The organism is Kitasatospora sp. NPDC059408 (assembly GCF_042751525.1).
Lineage (GTDB): Bacteria > Actinomycetota > Actinomycetes > Streptomycetales > Streptomycetaceae > Kitasatospora.
The window spans coordinates 10579-27232 of sequence record NZ_JBHYWI010000029.1 but is presented as its reverse complement, the minus strand read 5'-3'; the positions used below and the strand labels follow the sequence as shown (position 1 = coordinate 27232).

General features: G+C 77.0%; 9 protein-coding genes. 8 read left to right on the top strand and 1 reads right to left on the bottom strand.

The annotated features are described in order from the left end of the window. The first annotated feature begins 100 nt into the window (after window positions 1-100). The 8 genes from ACFXDE_RS20565 (at window position 101) to ACFXDE_RS20530 (ending at window position 15960) form a co-directional block, all read left to right on the top strand. A complete protein-coding gene (locus tag ACFXDE_RS20565; protein WP_380496114.1) occupies window positions 101-1102 on the top strand; it encodes an ABC transporter substrate-binding protein in 1002 nt (333 codons plus the stop codon). Between the two features lie 31 nt (window positions 1103-1133). Beyond that, the gene (locus ACFXDE_RS20560; protein ID WP_380496112.1) at window positions 1134-1922 is read left to right on the top strand and encodes an ABC transporter ATP-binding protein; all 789 of its coding nucleotides are present in this window, start codon (window positions 1134-1136) and stop codon (window positions 1920-1922) included. Window positions 1923-2083: 161 nt separating this feature from the next. Beyond that, the gene (locus ACFXDE_RS20555; RefSeq protein WP_359957251.1) at window positions 2084-2941 is read left to right on the top strand and encodes a DUF4132 domain-containing protein; all 858 of its coding nucleotides are present in this window, start codon (window positions 2084-2086) and stop codon (window positions 2939-2941) included. Beyond that, window positions 2938-8181 (top strand): hypothetical protein, encoded by a 5244-nt coding sequence (locus tag ACFXDE_RS20550; protein WP_380496110.1) that lies wholly within the window; start codon window positions 2938-2940, stop codon window positions 8179-8181. Before ACFXDE_RS20555 ends, ACFXDE_RS20550 begins: the two co-directional genes overlap by 4 nt. Continuing rightward, on the top strand, window positions 8178-9344 hold the full coding sequence (locus tag ACFXDE_RS20545) for an AAA family ATPase (protein WP_380496108.1): 1167 nt from the start codon (window positions 8178-8180) through the stop codon (window positions 9342-9344). Before ACFXDE_RS20550 ends, ACFXDE_RS20545 begins: the two co-directional genes overlap by 4 nt. Before the next feature lie 4 nt (window positions 9345-9348). Continuing rightward, a complete protein-coding gene (locus ACFXDE_RS20540; RefSeq protein ID WP_380496107.1) occupies window positions 9349-13338 on the top strand; it encodes a DUF5682 family protein in 3990 nt (1329 codons plus the stop codon). After that, the gene (locus tag ACFXDE_RS20535; RefSeq protein WP_380496105.1) at window positions 13335-15317 is read left to right on the top strand and encodes a hypothetical protein; all 1983 of its coding nucleotides are present in this window, start codon (window positions 13335-13337) and stop codon (window positions 15315-15317) included. The genes ACFXDE_RS20540 and ACFXDE_RS20535 overlap by 4 nt, the downstream gene beginning before the upstream one ends. Before the next feature lie 187 nt (window positions 15318-15504). Further along, a complete protein-coding gene (locus ACFXDE_RS20530; RefSeq protein WP_380436175.1) occupies window positions 15505-15960 on the top strand; it encodes a MarR family winged helix-turn-helix transcriptional regulator in 456 nt (151 codons plus the stop codon). 52 nt (window positions 15961-16012) lie between these two features. Here the strand turns inward: ACFXDE_RS20530 and ACFXDE_RS20525 are convergent, their stop codons facing one another. After that, window positions 16013-16585: an ATP/GTP-binding protein gene (locus ACFXDE_RS20525; RefSeq protein WP_380436177.1), complete on the bottom strand. Its 573-nt coding sequence runs from the start codon at window positions 16583-16585 to the stop codon at window positions 16013-16015. Between the last annotated feature and the right edge of the window lie 69 nt (window positions 16586-16654).

Genomic DNA, 16654 nt, shown 5'->3' with positions numbered 1-16654 from the left:
AGGCTAACCTAAGGTCGAAAGCGGTCCGTCCTGGCGCCCCCGTCGCGCCGATCCGGCGGAGCCCGCCGAACTCCCGTACCACCGCTGCCCGGAGGCACCCATGCCGTACGCCCAGAGCCCGCTCCGTCCCGCCCGCCACCGCGCGGCCCGGGTGCTGGCCGTCACCGGGGCCGCCGCCCTCCTCCTCGCCGGGTGCGGTTCGTCGGGCTCGTCGGGCTCCTCCGCCAAGGCGGCCGACGCGCCGCAGTCGTCCGGGGGCAAGCGGACCGTCAAGGACGCCACGGGCAAGGCCGTCGAGGTCCCCGCCGCCCCCCAGCGGATCGTCACCCTCACCCAGGAGGACCTCGACGCGGTGCTCGCCCTCGGCGTGCGGCCGGTCGGCATCACCAACGGCCAGGGCCTGGACGCGCCGCCCGCCTACCTCAAGGGCAAGGTCGAGGGCGTCCCGGTGGTCGGCAACCTGCTCCAGCCGGTCATGGACAAGGTGATCGCCGCCAAGCCCGACCTCATCCTGGCCGGCGACATGCAGGACGAGCAGGTGCTCAAGCAGCTGCGCGAGATCACCCCGGCCACGCTCGTCACCATGGCGCCCACCGACGACTGGAAGCTCGCCCTGCGCGGCATCGGAAACGCCGTCAACAAGCTCGACCAGGCCGACAGGGTCATCGGCGACTACGACGCCAAGGCCAAGCAGGCGGGCGAGGGCCTCGGCCCCGGCAAGGGCGCGGCCGTCTCGATCGTCCGCTGGAACCCCACCGGGCCCAGCTGGATGGAGAAGAAGCAGTTCGCGAGCGGCGTCGCCCTCGACATGGGCCTCACCCGCCCCAAGTCCCAGGACAGGGACGGCAACGCGCACGGCCCGGCGCTCAGCCTGGAGAAGCTCGACGAGATCGACGGCGACTGGCTGTTCCTCTCCACCCTCACCGACGACGGCAAGTCCGCCCTCAAGGACGTCCAGTCCAAGCCCGCCTACCGGGAGTTGGGCGCCGTGAAGAACAACCATGCCGTCACGGTGGACGGTTCGGTCTGGTCCACCCGCGGCGGCCCGCTCGCGGCCGGCGTCGTCATCGAGGACATCACCAAGGCCCTGACCGCCTCCTGAACCGCACGCCCATCAACCATATGGAGACACCGTGGAGTTGACCGTCCAGGGCCTCACCGCCGGCTACGGCCCCGGGCGCCCCGTGCTCGACGGCGTCGACCTCGCCGTGCCGGCCGGCCGGGTCGTCGCCGTCGTCGGCCCCAACGGCTGCGGCAAGTCCACGCTGCTGCGGGCCGTCGCCCGGCTGCACCGGCCCGACGCCGGGCGGGTCCTGGTCGGCGGCGAGGACGTGTGGCGGCTGCGCCCGCGCCGGGCGGCGCACCGCGTCGCGCTGCTCCCGCAGAGCCCGCAGGCGCCCGAGGCGGTCACCGTCGCCGGCCTGGTGCGCTACGGCCGCCACCCGCACCAGGGCCTGTTCCGCCAGTGGTCCGCCGAGGACGAGCGGCGCACCGTCCACGCCCTGCGCGCCACCGGCGTCGAGGCGCTCGCCGACCGCCGCCTCGACCGCCTCTCCGGCGGCCAGCGCCAGCGCTGCTGGCTCGCCATGGTGCTGGCTCAGGACGCCCCCGTCGTCCTGCTCGACGAGCCGACCAGCGCCCTCGACCTCGGCCACGCCGTCGAGGTGCTGGAACTCGTCCGCGAGGTCGCGGCCGGCGGGCGCACCGTCGTCATGGTCCTGCACGACCTCGCGGCGGCGGCCCGCTACGCCGACCTGCTCGTCGCCCTGCGCGACGGCGCCGTCGTCGCCGGCGGCCCGCCCCGCGAGGTGGTCGACCCGGACCTCGTGCGCGCCCTGTACGACGTCGACACCGACGTCCTCCCCGCCCCGGCCGACGGCGCCCCGGTCATCGTCCCGCGCCCGCGCCCGCGCACCCGCTGACGGGCCGCCGCGATTTCTCCGGGGGTGCCGGCCAGGATCGTTCACTCGTTCGAGGGGTTTGGTTTCCGCAGGTCGTGGAGCCGGGACCCTGGGCGTCGCGTTGTCAGTGGGCCTCGCTACGTTCCTCCCATCGCTGACCGACAGGTGGGAGGAGAACGGCCGTGGCATGGGTGGAGACGAGTGCGGGCGGGTACCGCGTCGCGCTCGACGGGGACGGTACGGTGCTGTGCCGGAACGCGGCGGGGCGGCAGCTGAAGGCCGTGCCGCCGAAGCTCGGCGACGATCCGGTGGTCACCCAGCTGAGGCAGCTCGCCGAGTGGCTGGGGGCGCACGAGCGGCGCTGCCTGGAGGACGTCGAGCGGTGGATGGTGCGCTCGCTGCCCGTGCCCGCGGCCGTGGTCACCGCGGTGTGGGCGGACGAGGCCTGGCGCGGCGTCCTGCGGGACCTGGTCGTCACCGGGGCCGACGGCGAGGTCGCCGGGTTCCTGCGCGACGCCGACGCCGAGCGCGGGCTCGGGCTGGTCGACCCGGACGGCGACACCGTGCGCCTGGCCGACGGCGAGATCCGGATACCCCACCCCGTCCTCCTCGCGGACCTCGACGACCTGCGCGAGTTCGCCGTCGAACTCGGCGTCTCGCAGCGGGTCCAGCAGCTCTACCGCGAGGTCTGGCACCGGCCGGCGGAGGTGCCGGCGGGCACCGAGGTCACCACGTACGCGGGCGGGCGCTACAAGGAGCTGCGCGAGCTCGTCGGGCGCTGCGCCCGGCTCGGCTACCGGGTGCGCGGCGGCAGCGCCGTCGTGCCGGTGGTCGAGGACGGCCGCACGGTCGAGGCCCGGCTGTGGGTCGGCGACTACTACGACTACGACGAGTGCGAGACGGGCCCGCTCAGCTGGGCGGGGCCGGACGGCCGGGCGCTGCCGCTGGCGCAGGTCGGTCCGGTGGCGTGGTCCGAGGGCATGCGGATGGCCGCCGCGCTGTACGCCGGCCGCACGATCGAAGGGGAGGAAGCGGCATGACCGCCACCAGCCTGAACGGCACCACCGCCAACGGCACCGGCCCGGACGGCACCGGCCAGAGCGCCCTGCCGGACGTCGGCCGGCACGAGCGGCTGCTCGACGCCGGCGCCGTCCTCCCGGCCGGCACCGTGCCCGGCGCCGGCCGCTCCGACAGCGCCGCGGACGTGCTGACCGCCCGCACCTACGCCCACCCCGCGCTCGACGGCCGCCGGATCGTCCGGCTGGTGCCCGGCGCGCTCGGCCCCGCCGAGGACCTGGCCGTCGACTTCCTCGGCCTCGCGCCGCAGGCCGAGCCCGCCGAGGTCGGCCAGGTGCGCCAGGAGGCGCTCGGCTTCCCGGCGTGGGCGCTGGTCCACGACCCGGCCAACGGGCATCACGCGCTGGCCCTGGTCAAGGAGCTGGAGCGGCTGGCCCGCCAGGCCAAGTCCAAGCCCGGCGCCGCCAAGGACGGCTTCGACGCGCTCGCCGCGCGCCTGGGCCGCGCCGTGCCGCACTTCCTGCCCACCTTCTGCGAGGAGGTCGGCCGGATCTTCCTCGGGGTCGGCAACCAGACCTACGCCGCGAGCTGGTTCGGCAAGGCCCGCGAGGCCGAGCGCACGCACGGCCTGGAGGTGGACGAGGAGCGGCTGCGTGCCGTCTTCCTGGAGTTCGCCCTGGCCGGCGCGCTCACCGTCAAGTCCCTGCGGCAGTACGTGAAGTCGCTCGGCGCCCGGCTCGACGCGGCGACGGCCTGGCAGCGCTTCCGCCAGCTGTGCACCGAGCGCGCCGCCGCCGGCATGGCCCCCTACGCGGGGGTGGCCGAGGACGCCCGCGCCCTCGTCAAGGCCGCCGGACTGGACCGGGAGGAGCACGAACAGTCCCTGCTCGCCGAGCTGTTGGCGGCACCGGCGGCCAACCGGGCACCCGTCGCGTTCTGGAAGTCCTGGCACGGCGCCCTCGTCGCCCTCGGCAGGCGCGACGAGGCGGTGCGGGTCCGCCTGCTGGAGCTGATGCCCACGGCGGGCGCCAACTCCGGCGTCGCCGAGCACGACGCCGCCTGGCTGGCCGTGCTCGCCGAGACGGGCGCCGAGGGCCTGCTCACCGGTCCGCGCCCCGAGCACACCCCGGGCGCGCAGGGCGCGCAGGGCGCCGAGGACACCGCGCCCGCCGCCTGGCTCCGCCGCTGGACGGACCACATCGGCCGCGGCTGGGGCTCCCGGCCCACCTGCGCCGCCACGGTGGCGCTCGCGGGCCGGATGGCCGAGCGGCTGCGCGCCGACGGCACCCCGGTCGACCTCTTCACCGGGATCCGCCGCAGCACCACCCAACTCGACCTGCTGGAGCGGCTGCTGGCCGACGGCGTGCCCGTCGCCGACCCGCCGGCCGGCCTCGGCCTCGACCTCACCGGCTGGGCCCGCCACAGCGGCTCCACCGGCCCCGACCTGGCCGCCGTCGCCGCCGACCCCCGCTTCCGGGGCGTGCTGCGCGCGGCGACGCCCTCGGCGTGGGAGACGGCCGTGCAGCAGAAGCTGCCCGCGCTGCCGCTGCTGCGCGAGCTGTTCGCCGAGTGGGCGGACGAACGCGCCGCCGAGGTGGCGGCCGCCCGCGGCCTGGCCGGCGCCGCCGACCTCGTGCGCTCGCTCTCGCCGTACCGCTCGGTGCTCCGGTCGATCTCCCCCGCCGCCGCCGAGCGGATCGCGGCCCTCGACGTCGCCGGGCTGCTCGCCCGCGCGCTCGGCGCCGGCATCCTGGACGAACTCGGCTGGCCCGCCCTGGAGGAGGCGCTCGACAAGCTCGCCGACCCGCCCAAGTCCCCCGGCACCACCTCCGATCCCGTCGGCAGCCAGGACGACGACCTGGGGAAGACGCCCGGCGGCCGCACCCTGCAGGGCCTGATCGTCGAGGACGCCTGGCCGCACCTGATCCTCGCCCGCCTGGACCGCGCCGTCGTCGTCGGCCCGCAGGGGATTGTGCTGGAACACACCCTGCGCCTGCCCAAGCTCGAACAATGGAGCCGCCCGCGGCTGCGCTTCGTCGACGGCGAACTCCTCGTCGTCTGGCACGAGAAGGGCAAGCAGCGGGCCTACTGGTCCGGCCGCCCGGCCGAGACCTTCGAACTCGGCGGCGAGACCATCGCCCGGTACTACTACGGCGACCGGCACCCCGAAGCCCCGTCCCTCCCGCTGCCCGGCGGCGGCCGGACCACCGGCGAGCGCCCGCTGCACACGGGCGACACCCGGATGCCCGCCGAGCACCCCGTCCTCGGCGACGGCACCGGCCACTGGACGCTGCGGCACGGCCCGACGGGCCGGGCGCTGCACGAGTTCGACCCGGCGACCGGCACCCTCGGCCGCGCCGCCGAACCGCCCGTGATCGCCGCCTCGGCCGCCGCGGGCACGCTCGACCTCGACCGTACGCGGCTGCTGCCGCTCCAGCCCGGCCTGGAGCACACGCCCTTCGGCACCGACGGCACAGTGCTGGGCAGCTGGGTGCGCGTCGACACCGGGCGCACCGTCACCACCGTCAGCGCCGACGGCCGCACGATCGTCATGCCCCTGAACGGGGCCCACCCGGACATCGTCCCCGTCGGCCGGCTCACCCTGCCGGGCACGGCCGCCGCACCGGGAGAGAGCACCCCGACGGGCCCGGTCGTCACCAGGTCGATCCGCGACCACCTCGCCCTCGCCCTGCCCGACCTCGGCACCGACGGCGGCGGCACCGCCGACCACGCCCGCACGGTCGACCTGATGCCCTGCCGCCCCGGCGACCTCCAGGCCGTCGGCACCGGACTCGTCCCGCCGCTCGACCACTGGCACGCGCTGCGCCCCCGCGACGAGGCCGGCTCGCAGGTGCTGCGCGCCGTCACCCCCGAGCAGGCCGCCGCGCTGATCGACATCGCCTGGCCCGCCGACGTCGAACCGGTGCCCGAGAACGAGCAGCGCTGGCTCACCGTCCAGGGCGTGCGCCGCAAACTCACGCACCGCCGGGGCGCCCGCCGCAGGCTGCCCGTCCGGGCCGTCGGCGCAGCCCTCCCCGGCATCACCGACCCGCGGCTGCTCGCCGGCGTCACCGGACTCGCCCGGATCGCCGCCGAACTCCTCAACGGCGTCGGCCGGTTCGTCGAACAGCCCGAGGCCGAGGCTCGACCCACCGCCGCCACCGCCACCGCCGCCGCACCCCCCGAGCACCGGCCCGACCACGGCCGCGACGCCGAACTCCAGGCCGCCGTCAGCGGCTGGGTGCCCGACGTCGACCGCTACGGCTCCTCGTGGGGCGCCCCCGGCACCTGGAAGGTGCTGAACAACCTGCGCACCGTCACCGCGGTCCTCGCCGACCCACCCCCGGCCACCGCCGAGGGCTGGAGCAGCCCGGCCTCCGTCGACCTCAAGGGCGGCGACATCCACCACGCGTGGCTGCCCCTGCTCGGCCGGCTCCACCTCCTGGTCCAGGCCGCGGCCTCCCCGCTCACCGAGCCCGCCCACCGCTCCACCCTCGTGCTCCTGCTCGGCGAGCTCACCCGGGGCCTGCTCGCCGACCGCGGCGCCACCGTGCGCCAGATCGCCCTCAGCGAGCCCACCGAGCGCACCACCACCGGCCGGCCCACCGCCCACCGCCAGGGCCAGGTGCTGCGCCACGGCGACCGCACCGTCGTCATCCTCGGCCACCGCAACACCCGCGGCGACCACGCGTACTGGCTGGCCGTCGACCACGACCCGAGCGGCGAGTTCGGCCCGGTCGACCACTTCACCACCATCGCGGAGCGCAACACCGAGGAGCGGCTCGACGCCGCCTGGATCGCCACGTTCCTGCGGGTCCTCGCCCTGCACGGGCCCGTCCCCGCCGACCGGGCGCGGGCCACGGCCTTCGGCGAGCTCACCGGCATCGGCACGGCCCGGGCCGCCCTGGTCCTCGCCGCAGCGCCCGCCCTCTTCCAGTGGCACGGCCCGGTGCTGCCCGCCGACCGGCTCCCGGAGTTCGGCCTCAAGGCCGCCGAGGCCACCGCCGCCCGTGACTGGCTGCGCCGGCGCCAGCGCACCGGACTCGACGAGGTCTGGGCCGCGCTGCTGCCCGCCGACCCCGACACCCTCCGGAGCGACGGCCCCGACCTCACCGCCGGAGCCGAGGCCTGGATCCGGCACTTCGGACGGCTCGTCACCCTCCCCGACGACGCCCAGGCCACCGTCACCGGCGTCGACGTCGACCACGTCGAGGCCGTCCTCAACCCCGACCGGACGCCCTGGCTGAGCCGCACCACCACCTTCCGCCTCACCACCACCCCCGACGGGTCGTCGAAGCAGATGGTCGCGGCCGACGCCTCCGCCGTCCCCGGCTTCGGAATGCTGCGCGGGGCCATCGACGCCCTCCGCTGGCTCGTCTACCACCTGCCCGCCGACAGCCCGCTGCGCCCGCTGCTGCCGCGCACCGCCACCGCCCTGCGTGAACGCCTCGCGGACCCGGAGCTCCTGTTCGACTTCAACCTCTTCCAGACCGCCAAGGGCCAGTCGCTGGCCGTGATCCTGCGCTCCCACTTCGGCCTGCCCCCCGAGGGCGGCGCCGACCCCGACGGGCTGGTCCGCTGCGGCCGGGCCCTCGTCCTCGCCCCCAGCGGCGGCACCATGGAGCGGGTCCTGCTGCGCCCCGCCGGGCTCACCGGCGCCGACGACCAGGTGCTCGAACTGCTGGAGGGACTGGGCGCGGGCTACGGGCTCGCGAGCGAGCTCGCCGCCATCGCGGCCGTCCTCGGCGGCGAACCGGAGAACCTGGCCGCCCCCACGGAGCCGGCCGGCTCCGCCGAGGGCGACGCGCGGTGGCTGCACAACCCGCAGTTCTCCGTCCCCGCCCTCGTCACCGAGGCGGCCCGCACCCACGGCCTCGGCGAGGACGCCGCCGCGCTCTACCTCCAGCTCCTCGCCCTGCCCGACCCCACCGACCGCAACGCCGCCCGCTGGACGGGCTGGAAGCCCGCCCGGCTCAAGCGCGCCCGCGCCGAACTCGCCGCCACCGGCCTCGTCATGGAGGCCAAGCGGGCCCGCGCCGGCCGCACGCTCTTCCTGCCCTGCGGCTGGCAGGAGGCCAAGGCGCCCGCCCTGCCCGCCGAGACCTGGAAGGCCGGCTTCTACGAGCTGGCCACCCACCGTCCCGCGCTGCCGCACCAGCCCGTCCCGGAGCTGTTCGCCCGCGCCTGGCAGCGGACCGTCGACGGCGACGCCCCCGGATACGAACAGCTCCAGACCGCGAAGCGCAGGAAGGCCCTCCGATGACCGCCCCCACCACGACCCCCACCGGCACGACCCCGGCCGACGCGCCCGCCCGGCAGATCACGCCGCCCGAGGAGAAGTACGCCGCCGAACTCGAGTTCCTCGCCGCGCACGACTCCGGCCCGCGCCCGCCCGGCTGGCGGCTGACCCCGCGCGCCGTCGTCACCTTCGTCCTCGGCAGCGACGGCGAGAAGCTCAAGGCGGGCCGCAAGGGCCTCGTCATCGAGCGGAAGTTCGTCGGCGAGCGGGCACTGGTCGAGCGCTGCGTCGTCACCCTCGCCGGCGAGCGCGGCCTGCTGCTCGTCGGCGAGCCCGGCACCGCCAAGTCGATGCTCTCCGAACTGCTCGCCGCCGCCGTGTGCGGCACCAGCGCGCTCACCGTCCAGGGCACCGCCGGCACCACCGAGGACCAGCTCAAGTACGGCTGGAACTACGCCCTCCTGCTCGCCAAGGGCCCCAGCCGGGAGGCCCTCGTGCCGTCCCCGGTCCTCACCGCGATGACGGCCGGCGCCGTCGCCCGGGTCGAGGAGGTCACCCGCTGCCTGCCGGAGGTGCAGGACGCCCTGGTCTCGCTGCTCTCCGAACGGCGCGTCGCCGTCCCCGAGCTGGCGGGCACCCCGGACGCCCAGCTGCACGCCGCCCCCGGCTTCACCCTGATCGCCACCGCCAACCTGCGGGACAAGGGCGTCAGCGAGATGTCCGCGGCCCTCAAGCGGCGGTTCAACTTCGAGACGGTGGGCCCGATCGCGAGCCTCGCCGCCGAGGTCGACCTGGTCCGCCGCCAGTCCACCGCCGCCGTCGCCAGCGCGGGCGCGCCGTTCACGGTGGACGACGCCGTCCTCGAAGCGCTGGTCACCGCCTTCCGGGACCTGCGCACCGGCCGCTCCACCGAGGGCTGGGACGTCGAGCGCCCGTCCACGGTGATGAGCACCGCCGAGGCCGTCTCGGTCGCCACCGCCCTCGGCGTCACCGCCGCCTACCTGCCCGACGGCGGCGACCTGCTCGGCCGCCTGCCCGGCCAGCTGATCGGCGTCGTGCGCAAGGACGACCCGGCCGACGCCGGCCGGCTGCTCGGCTACTGGGACGGCCCGGTCCGGCGCCGCGCCGAACAGGGCGCCGCCACCTGGCGCACCCTGTGGGACCTGCGCCCGGCCCTGGAGGCGTGAGGTCATGAGCAGCGCGGTGATGCCCGAAATCCCGACCGGTGCCGCCGGGTCCGACGGCTCCCGGCAGGCCGTCGAGGAGGCGGCGGCCCGCCTGGCCGCCGCCGGCACCGAACGGCCCGGGCCGTACCTGATCGGCGTGCGCCACCACGCGCCGTCCCTCAGCGCGGTCGTCCCCGCGCTGCTCGACGCCGCCCGGCCCGAGGCGGTGCTGGTCGAACTCCCCGCCGAGTTCCAGCCCTGGCTCGGCCACCTGGCGGACGAGGCCACCGAGGCCCCGGTCGCCCTCGCGGCGGCCCCCGCCGACCTTTCCACCGAGAGCGCTGACGGGCCGGCCTTCTACCCGTTCGCCGACTTCTCCCCGGAGCTCGCCGCCCTGCGCTGGGCCCGGCGCAACGGCGTCGAGGCCCTCGCCTGCGACCTGCCGCTCGCCCACCGGGGCGCCGGGCAGCGGTCCGCGGGCGGCCCGGCCGCCGGCCCGTCCGTCACCGACGCCCTGCGCCGGCGGCTCACCGGCCGCGAGGGCGACGAGGACCTCTGGGACCGCCTCGTCGAGACCGCCGCCCCCGGCTCCGCCCCGGAGGCGGTCCGCCGGGCCGCGCTGCTGGTCGGCTGGGCCATGCGCCGCGACGCCGAGACCGGCCCCGGCGTCGACCCGTACGACCTCCGGCGCGAGGCCTGGATGCGCGCCCGGATCGCGGCCGCCTCGGCCGGCGGGCGGCGCGTCGCCGCCGTGATCGGCGCCTTCCACGCACCGGCGCTGCTCGAAGGGCCGCACGCCGACGAAACGCACGCCGACCAGTCGTACGCCCACGGGCCGTACACGGACGGGCCGCACGCCGACGACGAACCGCCGGGCGCGGAGGCGCCCGCCCACGTCGTCTCCCTCATCCCCTACACCTACCCGCTCCTGGACGCCCGCTCCGGCTACCCGGCCGGCATCCGCGACCCCGAGTGGCAGCACACCGTCCTCGACGCGGCCGGCGACCCGGACCGCCTCGCCGCCGCCCTCACCACCACCGCCGTCCGCATCACCGAGGCCCTGCGCACCCAGGACCACCCCTCCGGCCCCGCCGACGCCCGCGAGATCGTCCGCCTCACCGGCGACCTCGCCCGCCTTCGCGGCCTCGCCGCCCCCGGCCGCGGCGAACTCGTCGAAGCCGTCCAGACCGTCCTCGCCCAGGGGGAACCCCTCGGCCGCGGCCGGGCCGTCGCCCGCGCCCTCGAACGCGTCCTCGTCGGCAGCCGCACCGGCCGCGCCACCCCCGCAGCACCCCGTAGTGGCCTCGGCCCCGCCGTCGAAGCCCTCACCGGGACGCTCGGCCTGCCCGGCCCCGCCGAACCGGGCCCGCGCGAACTGCGCCTCGACCCGCTGCGCAGCGCCCTCGACCGCCGCCGCGAGACCCTGCTGAACCGCCTCTCCACCTGCGGCGTCCCCTACGGCGACCGGGTCGACTCGACGGGCCCGGGCGGCACCGAAACCCTCGGCACCCGCTGGCGCCTGCACTGGACCCCGGCCACCGCCGCGATGCTCACCGTCGCCGGCACCCGCGGCGTCACCCCCGCCCAGGCCGCCGAAGGCACCCTGCGCGACCGCCTCCGCCGCGAGCAGCAGGCCGACGGCCCCACCGCGCGCGACGTCATCCAGGGCCTCGCCGACGCCGCGGCCTGCGACCTCCCCGCCCTCACCCGCACCCGCCTCAGCCAACTCGCCACCACCCTCCCCGCCGCCGGCACCCTCCCCGACCTCCTCGAAGCCCTCACCACCCTGGACCGCCTGTCCGCCGGCCACTTCCCCGTGACCCTGACCCGACCCGCGCCCGAACAGGAGCCGGCAGACGGCGCCGCGCAGGGCACTGCGCCCCCGGCCACCGTCACGGCGCCGGGCGCGCAGCCGGAGCCGGCGGGGGAGTCGGCCCCGGGCGTCGTGTGCGGCGCGCCCGTGCCGGGTGGCGCCCACGCCGGCTCCGGGCCTGCACCGGACACCACGTCCCTGGCCGCCCCCACCCAGGCCCACCCCCGAGCGGCGCTTCCCGACGCCCCCGCCACCGACCCCGCCACCGATCCCACCGCCGGCCCCGACGTCCTTCTGCCCCAGGGAGGTTCTGCGCTGTCGGACCGTCACCACTTCACGCCGTCCCCCGGAAGTGCCATCCCCCTGCCGCACGGCGCCGCCCCGGAGGCGGCCGCCCCCTCCCACCTCCATGCCTCGCCGGCCGCCGTCAGCGACCTCCTGATCGCCGCTGCCGTGCGGCAGTTGGAGGGCCTGAGCGGGTCCGACGATCCTGCGGACGCGCGGGCCCTGGTGGAGCTGGCGCGGCGGGCGGATCTCGACGGCGGGGTCCGGCTCGGGTACGTGCTGCGCGAACTCGCTGCCGGTGGAAGCCCGTTGGTGCGTGGTGCCGCCGGGGCCGTCCGCGTCCTGCTCGGGCAGGACCCGGCCGCCGAGCTCGGTGGCCGGGCCGCGTCGTGGGTCGACGGCGCGACCGTGCCGGAGGCGCGCCATGCCCTCGCCCGGTCACTGGTCGGGCTGTTGACGGCCGCCGAGGGGCTGTTCGCAGCCGCGCCCGAGGCACTCGAACCCGTCCTGGAACGAGTCGTCTCCCTGCCCGACGAGGCCTTCCTCGACCGCCTGCCCGCCCTGCGCGGAGGTTTCGACACGCTCAGCCCGGCCGCCCGTGACCGACTGCTGGCGCTGGTCGAGGAGCGCCTCGGCACGCGGCTCGTCGACCTGCCCGACGCCGTGCCGCCCGCCGTCCTGGCGACGTGGGCCAGGGCCGACCTCGCCGCCCGCGGCGTGCTCGGCGAACTCGGACTGCTCCCGGCACCGCCCACCGCACCCGCCCGCACCCCGGAGCCCCTGCCCGCCCTCCCCGAAACCGGCCACGGCCTCGCCCCCGCCGAGCGCTGGCGTCTGCTCCTCGGCCGCCCCGGCGGCTCCGGCCGGGGCGCCCGCGCCGCCCGACTCGCCACCGCCCTCGACGAGTTGTACGGCACCGGCCGGGGCGAGGGCTCCGGCCCCGGCCTCGACGGCAGGGGCCGCCGGGGCGGCCGCGAGGCCCCCTACCCGGGGGTCCGCGAGTGGGCCGAGGAACTGTCGGCGCTGTTCGGGCCCGGGATCCGCGAGGAGGTCCTGGCGGCGGCCGTCGCCCAGGGCCGTACGGACGCCCTGGAGGCGATCGACCCGGGCGCCGCCCGCCCGTCCGTCGAGCTGCTGCGCACCGTCCTGGAGCACGCGGGCGGTCTGCCGGAGGCGCGGGTGGCCGGGCTGCGCCCGCTGGTGCGGCGCCTGGTGGAGGAGCTCACCCGTGAGCTGGCGACCCGGCTGCGCCCGGCGCTGACCGGCATCAGCCTGCCGCGCCCGAGCCGTCGCCCGGGCGGCGGGCTGGACCTCGACCGCACGATCCGCGCGAACCTCGCCACCGCCCGCCCCGCCCCGGACGGCGGCACCGTGATCGTGCCGGAGCGCCCGGTGTTCCGGACGCGGGCGCGGAAGTCGGCGGACTGGCGGCTGATCCTCGTGGTGGACGTCTCCGGCTCGATGGAGGCGTCGACGGTCTGGGCGGCGCTCACCGCCTCGATCCTGGCCGGGGTGCCGTCGCTGAGCACGCACTTCGTGGCCTTCTCCACCGAGATCGTCGACCTGACCGAGCGGGTGGAGGACCCACTGGGCCTGCTGCTGGAGGTGCGGATCGGCGGCGGCACGGACATCGCGTCCGGCCTGCGCTACGCGCGGGAGCTGGTGACGGTGCCGTCGCGCACGCTGGTCGCCGTGATCAGCGACTTCGAGGAGGGCGGCCCGGTCGGCGCGCTGCTCGCGCAGACCCGGGCGCTGGTGGACTCGGGCGTGCACGTGCTCGGCTGCGCGGCGCTCGACGACACGGGCACGGCCCGGTATTCGACCGCGGTCGCGGGCCGATTGGTCGCGGCCGGCATGCCGGTGGCGGCACTGAGCCCGCTGGAACTGGCCCGCTGGGTGGGGGAGAAGGTGCGATGACGGCAGGGTCGATCGGTTGGCCGCGGGTGCGGCCCGAGGTGGTCGCCGAGGTGGTGGCGGGGCTGAGCGCCCGGCTGCAGAAGCGGCTGGACGGCGCGGCGGCGAAGCTGGCGGAGCGTCCGGTGACGAGCTCCGGCGACGAGTGGCGGGTGGAGGTGGACGAGGAGACGGTGCTCGTCCTGCACGCCCCGGGCGGGGTGCTCGCCGACCCGTCCGGCGTGCACTGCGGCTGCCTGCTCGCCCCGGCGTGCGTGCACCGGGCGGCGGCGGTCACGCTGTGCCCGCTGGCCGACGCCAGGGACGATCCCGAGCCGTCCGAGCCGTCCGGGCCGTCCGAACCCGCCTCACCCTCCGAACCCGCCGCCCTCACCGAACAGGCGGCGGACGACGACGTCCTCGCCCCCGCCGAGCAGGCCGCCGCCCGCCACCTCCACCACGCCGCGTCCGCCGTCCTGGCGGCGGGCGTGAGCGGGGCGGGGGCCGTCGCGCAGGCGGAGCTGCTGCGGGCGGCCCACGGCGCCCGCGCGGCGGGGCTGTACCGCCCGGCCGCGGTGGCGGTCACCGTGGCGACGCGGATCCGCGCGGCCCGCTCCGGCGCGCCGGACCACCGCCTCGCGGACCTCGTCGCCGATCTGCGCGAGCTGCTCACCCTCACCCGCCGCCTCACCGCGGACCCGGCCGCCGGCTCCGCCGCCGGTTCCGTCACCGGTTCCGCCCGCGGCCCGGTCGCGGAGCTGCGCGGCACCGCCCGCCAGGCGTACGGCGACGCGGGCGGGCTGCGGCTGCACGGGCTGTTCGCCGAGCCGGTGCTGACGGCCACGCACGCGGGCGTGCTCAGCTGGGCGGTGGACGCGGGCGGTCGGCTCAGCACCGTCTCCGAGGTGCTGCCGTACGCCGACCCCGACGCGGCGGCCGCACAGGCCGTCGGGGCGGGCAACCGGGCGGTCCGGCTGGGCGACACCTCGCTGAGCCACCGCGAGTTCACGCGCGCCGGGCTGGCCGTCCAGGGCGCCACCAGATCGGCGAGCGGACGGCTCGGGGCCGGCGCCGCCGTGCGCGCCGTCCGGGCGGCGGGCGCCGCGTGGACGGCGGAGCCCGTCGCCGGCCTCTGGGCCGAACCGGTGGCCGCCCAGGTGGAGCGCGCGCTCGCGGCGCAGGCCGTCCCGTACGAGACGCGCCCGGCCGGGAGCGACCTCCTGTTCCTGGACGTCACCCTGCTGGGTCCGACGAGCGACGCTCCCACCGAGCACGCCCCGGCGAAGACGCCCGGGGGAGCACCACGCCTCCTGGCACGCTGCGGCGAGGACGGCCCGGTGGTCGCGCTGCGCGCCGCCCACGACCACCCGGGGCTCGCCCACGGCGCGAACCTGGCCCTGCTCGCCGCCGCCCCCGGCCTGCGGCTGCGGGTGATCGGCCGCCTGGAGCGCGCGGTCCGTCCCGAACTGCGGCTCCTCGCGATCGGCACCGCTGTGGCCGAGGCGTCCACCGACACCCCGGACGCCGGCCCGACCGACACCCCGACGCTCGCCCTCCCCGCCGACCGGGCCGGCCGCGTCAACCTCGGCCTGGAACGCCTCCAGGCCGCCGACGTCCCCGCGACCCCGGGCGTCCCCGCGACCCCGGGCGTCCATGCCCCTCCCCTCGACCCGTCCGCCCACCCGCTGGACCCGCCCGCGCACCTGCTCGGCCGTCGGATCGAGCAGACCGTCACCTCCGGCCGGAGCGCCCTGACCCCGGGCACGAGCACGACCGCAGCCGACGGCGCCCGGCTGCGCGAGGCGGGCCTGACCACCGCCGCCGACCTCCTCGACGCGCTGCGCACCGCCGCGACCGACCACCGCCGCGACGTGTTCGGCCGCGTGCTCCCCGACGACCACAGCACGTTCACCACCGCCTGGCTGGCCGCCGCGCACTACACGGAGGCCCTGGCGACGGCCCTCTGCCAGGCGGCCTGGACCCCACCGGAGGCCCACGCATGATTCCCCGAGCCTGATTCCCCGGGCCTGATTCCCCGGGCCTGAATCCCCGGGCCTGATTCCCCGAGCCGCCCACACCGGGCGCCCCGCGCTCGACACATAAGGCCAGGTAATTGCAGAAACAGGTAACCAGCGTCGGCTGTCATACTGAGCGGACGAGCGACCGAACCGCGCGAGAGGGAGTCGAGCCATGGGGATCCGTGACGACGCCGCCGAGATCCGGGCCGGCGGCTGGCGCACGCTCGCCGCGCTGCACGGGCTGATCGACACGGCGCTGGAGAAGGCGCTCCAGGCGGAGCACCGGCTCTCGGTGGTCGAGTACACGGTGCTGGACGCGCTGTCGCGCCAGGACGGCTGGCACATGCGGATGCAGCAGCTGGCCCGGGCGGCGGCGCTGAGCAGCAGCGCGACCACCCGGCTGGTGGCGCGGCTGGAGGGCCGCGGCCTGCTCAGCCGCTACCTCTGTCCGGACGACCGCCGCGGGATCTACACCGAGCTGACGCCGGAGGGCCGGGAACTGCTCGCCGCCGCCCGCCCGGTGCACGACGCCGCCCTGGAGGCGACGCTGGCCCGGGCGGCGGAGGTACCGGAGCTGGCACCGCTGGTCCGTGCGCTCGCGGCCCTGGAGACGCCCGCTTCCGCCTGAAACGGCACCCCGCCCCGCCCGTCAGTCCCCCGCCCGTCAGTACCCCCGCGCCTCAGCGCCGCCCGGCGAGGGCGTTGCGGTGGACACGGTCGAGCAGGGCGAGCAGGAGCTCCTTGCTGGAGGCCCGTTCCCGCACGTCGCAGAGGACGACCGGCACCTCGGGCCCGAGGTCGAGGGCGTGGCGGACGTCCTCCGGGGTGGCGTCGCGGCGGCCGTGGAAGCAGTTGACGCCGATCGCGAAGGGGATGCCCCGCTGCTCGAAGAAGTCGACGGCGGCGAAGCTGGTTTCGAGCCGGCGGGTGTCGGCGAGGACGATCGCGCCGAGAGCGCCGAGGGCGAGGTCGTCCCACATGAACCAGAAGCGGAACTGCCCGGGCGTGCCGAAGAGGTAGAGCACCAGGTCGTCGCGGACGGTGATGCGGCCGAAGTCCATGGCCACCGTGGTGGTGGACTTGCCCTGGACGCCTTCGAGGCTGTCGACCCCGATGCTGGCGCGGGTCATCCGCTCCTCGGTCTGCAGGGGTTCGATCTCGCTGACCGAGCCGACCATGGTGGTCTTGCCGACGCCGAAGCCGCCGGCGACGAGGATCTTGACCGCGCCCGGCACGAGGCTCTGGGTCGTCAATTCGGTCTCCTGGTAGGGGAGTGGGAGTTGCTGGGTGAGGGGGTGCCCCCGTTGAGAGCCCCCGGGCCC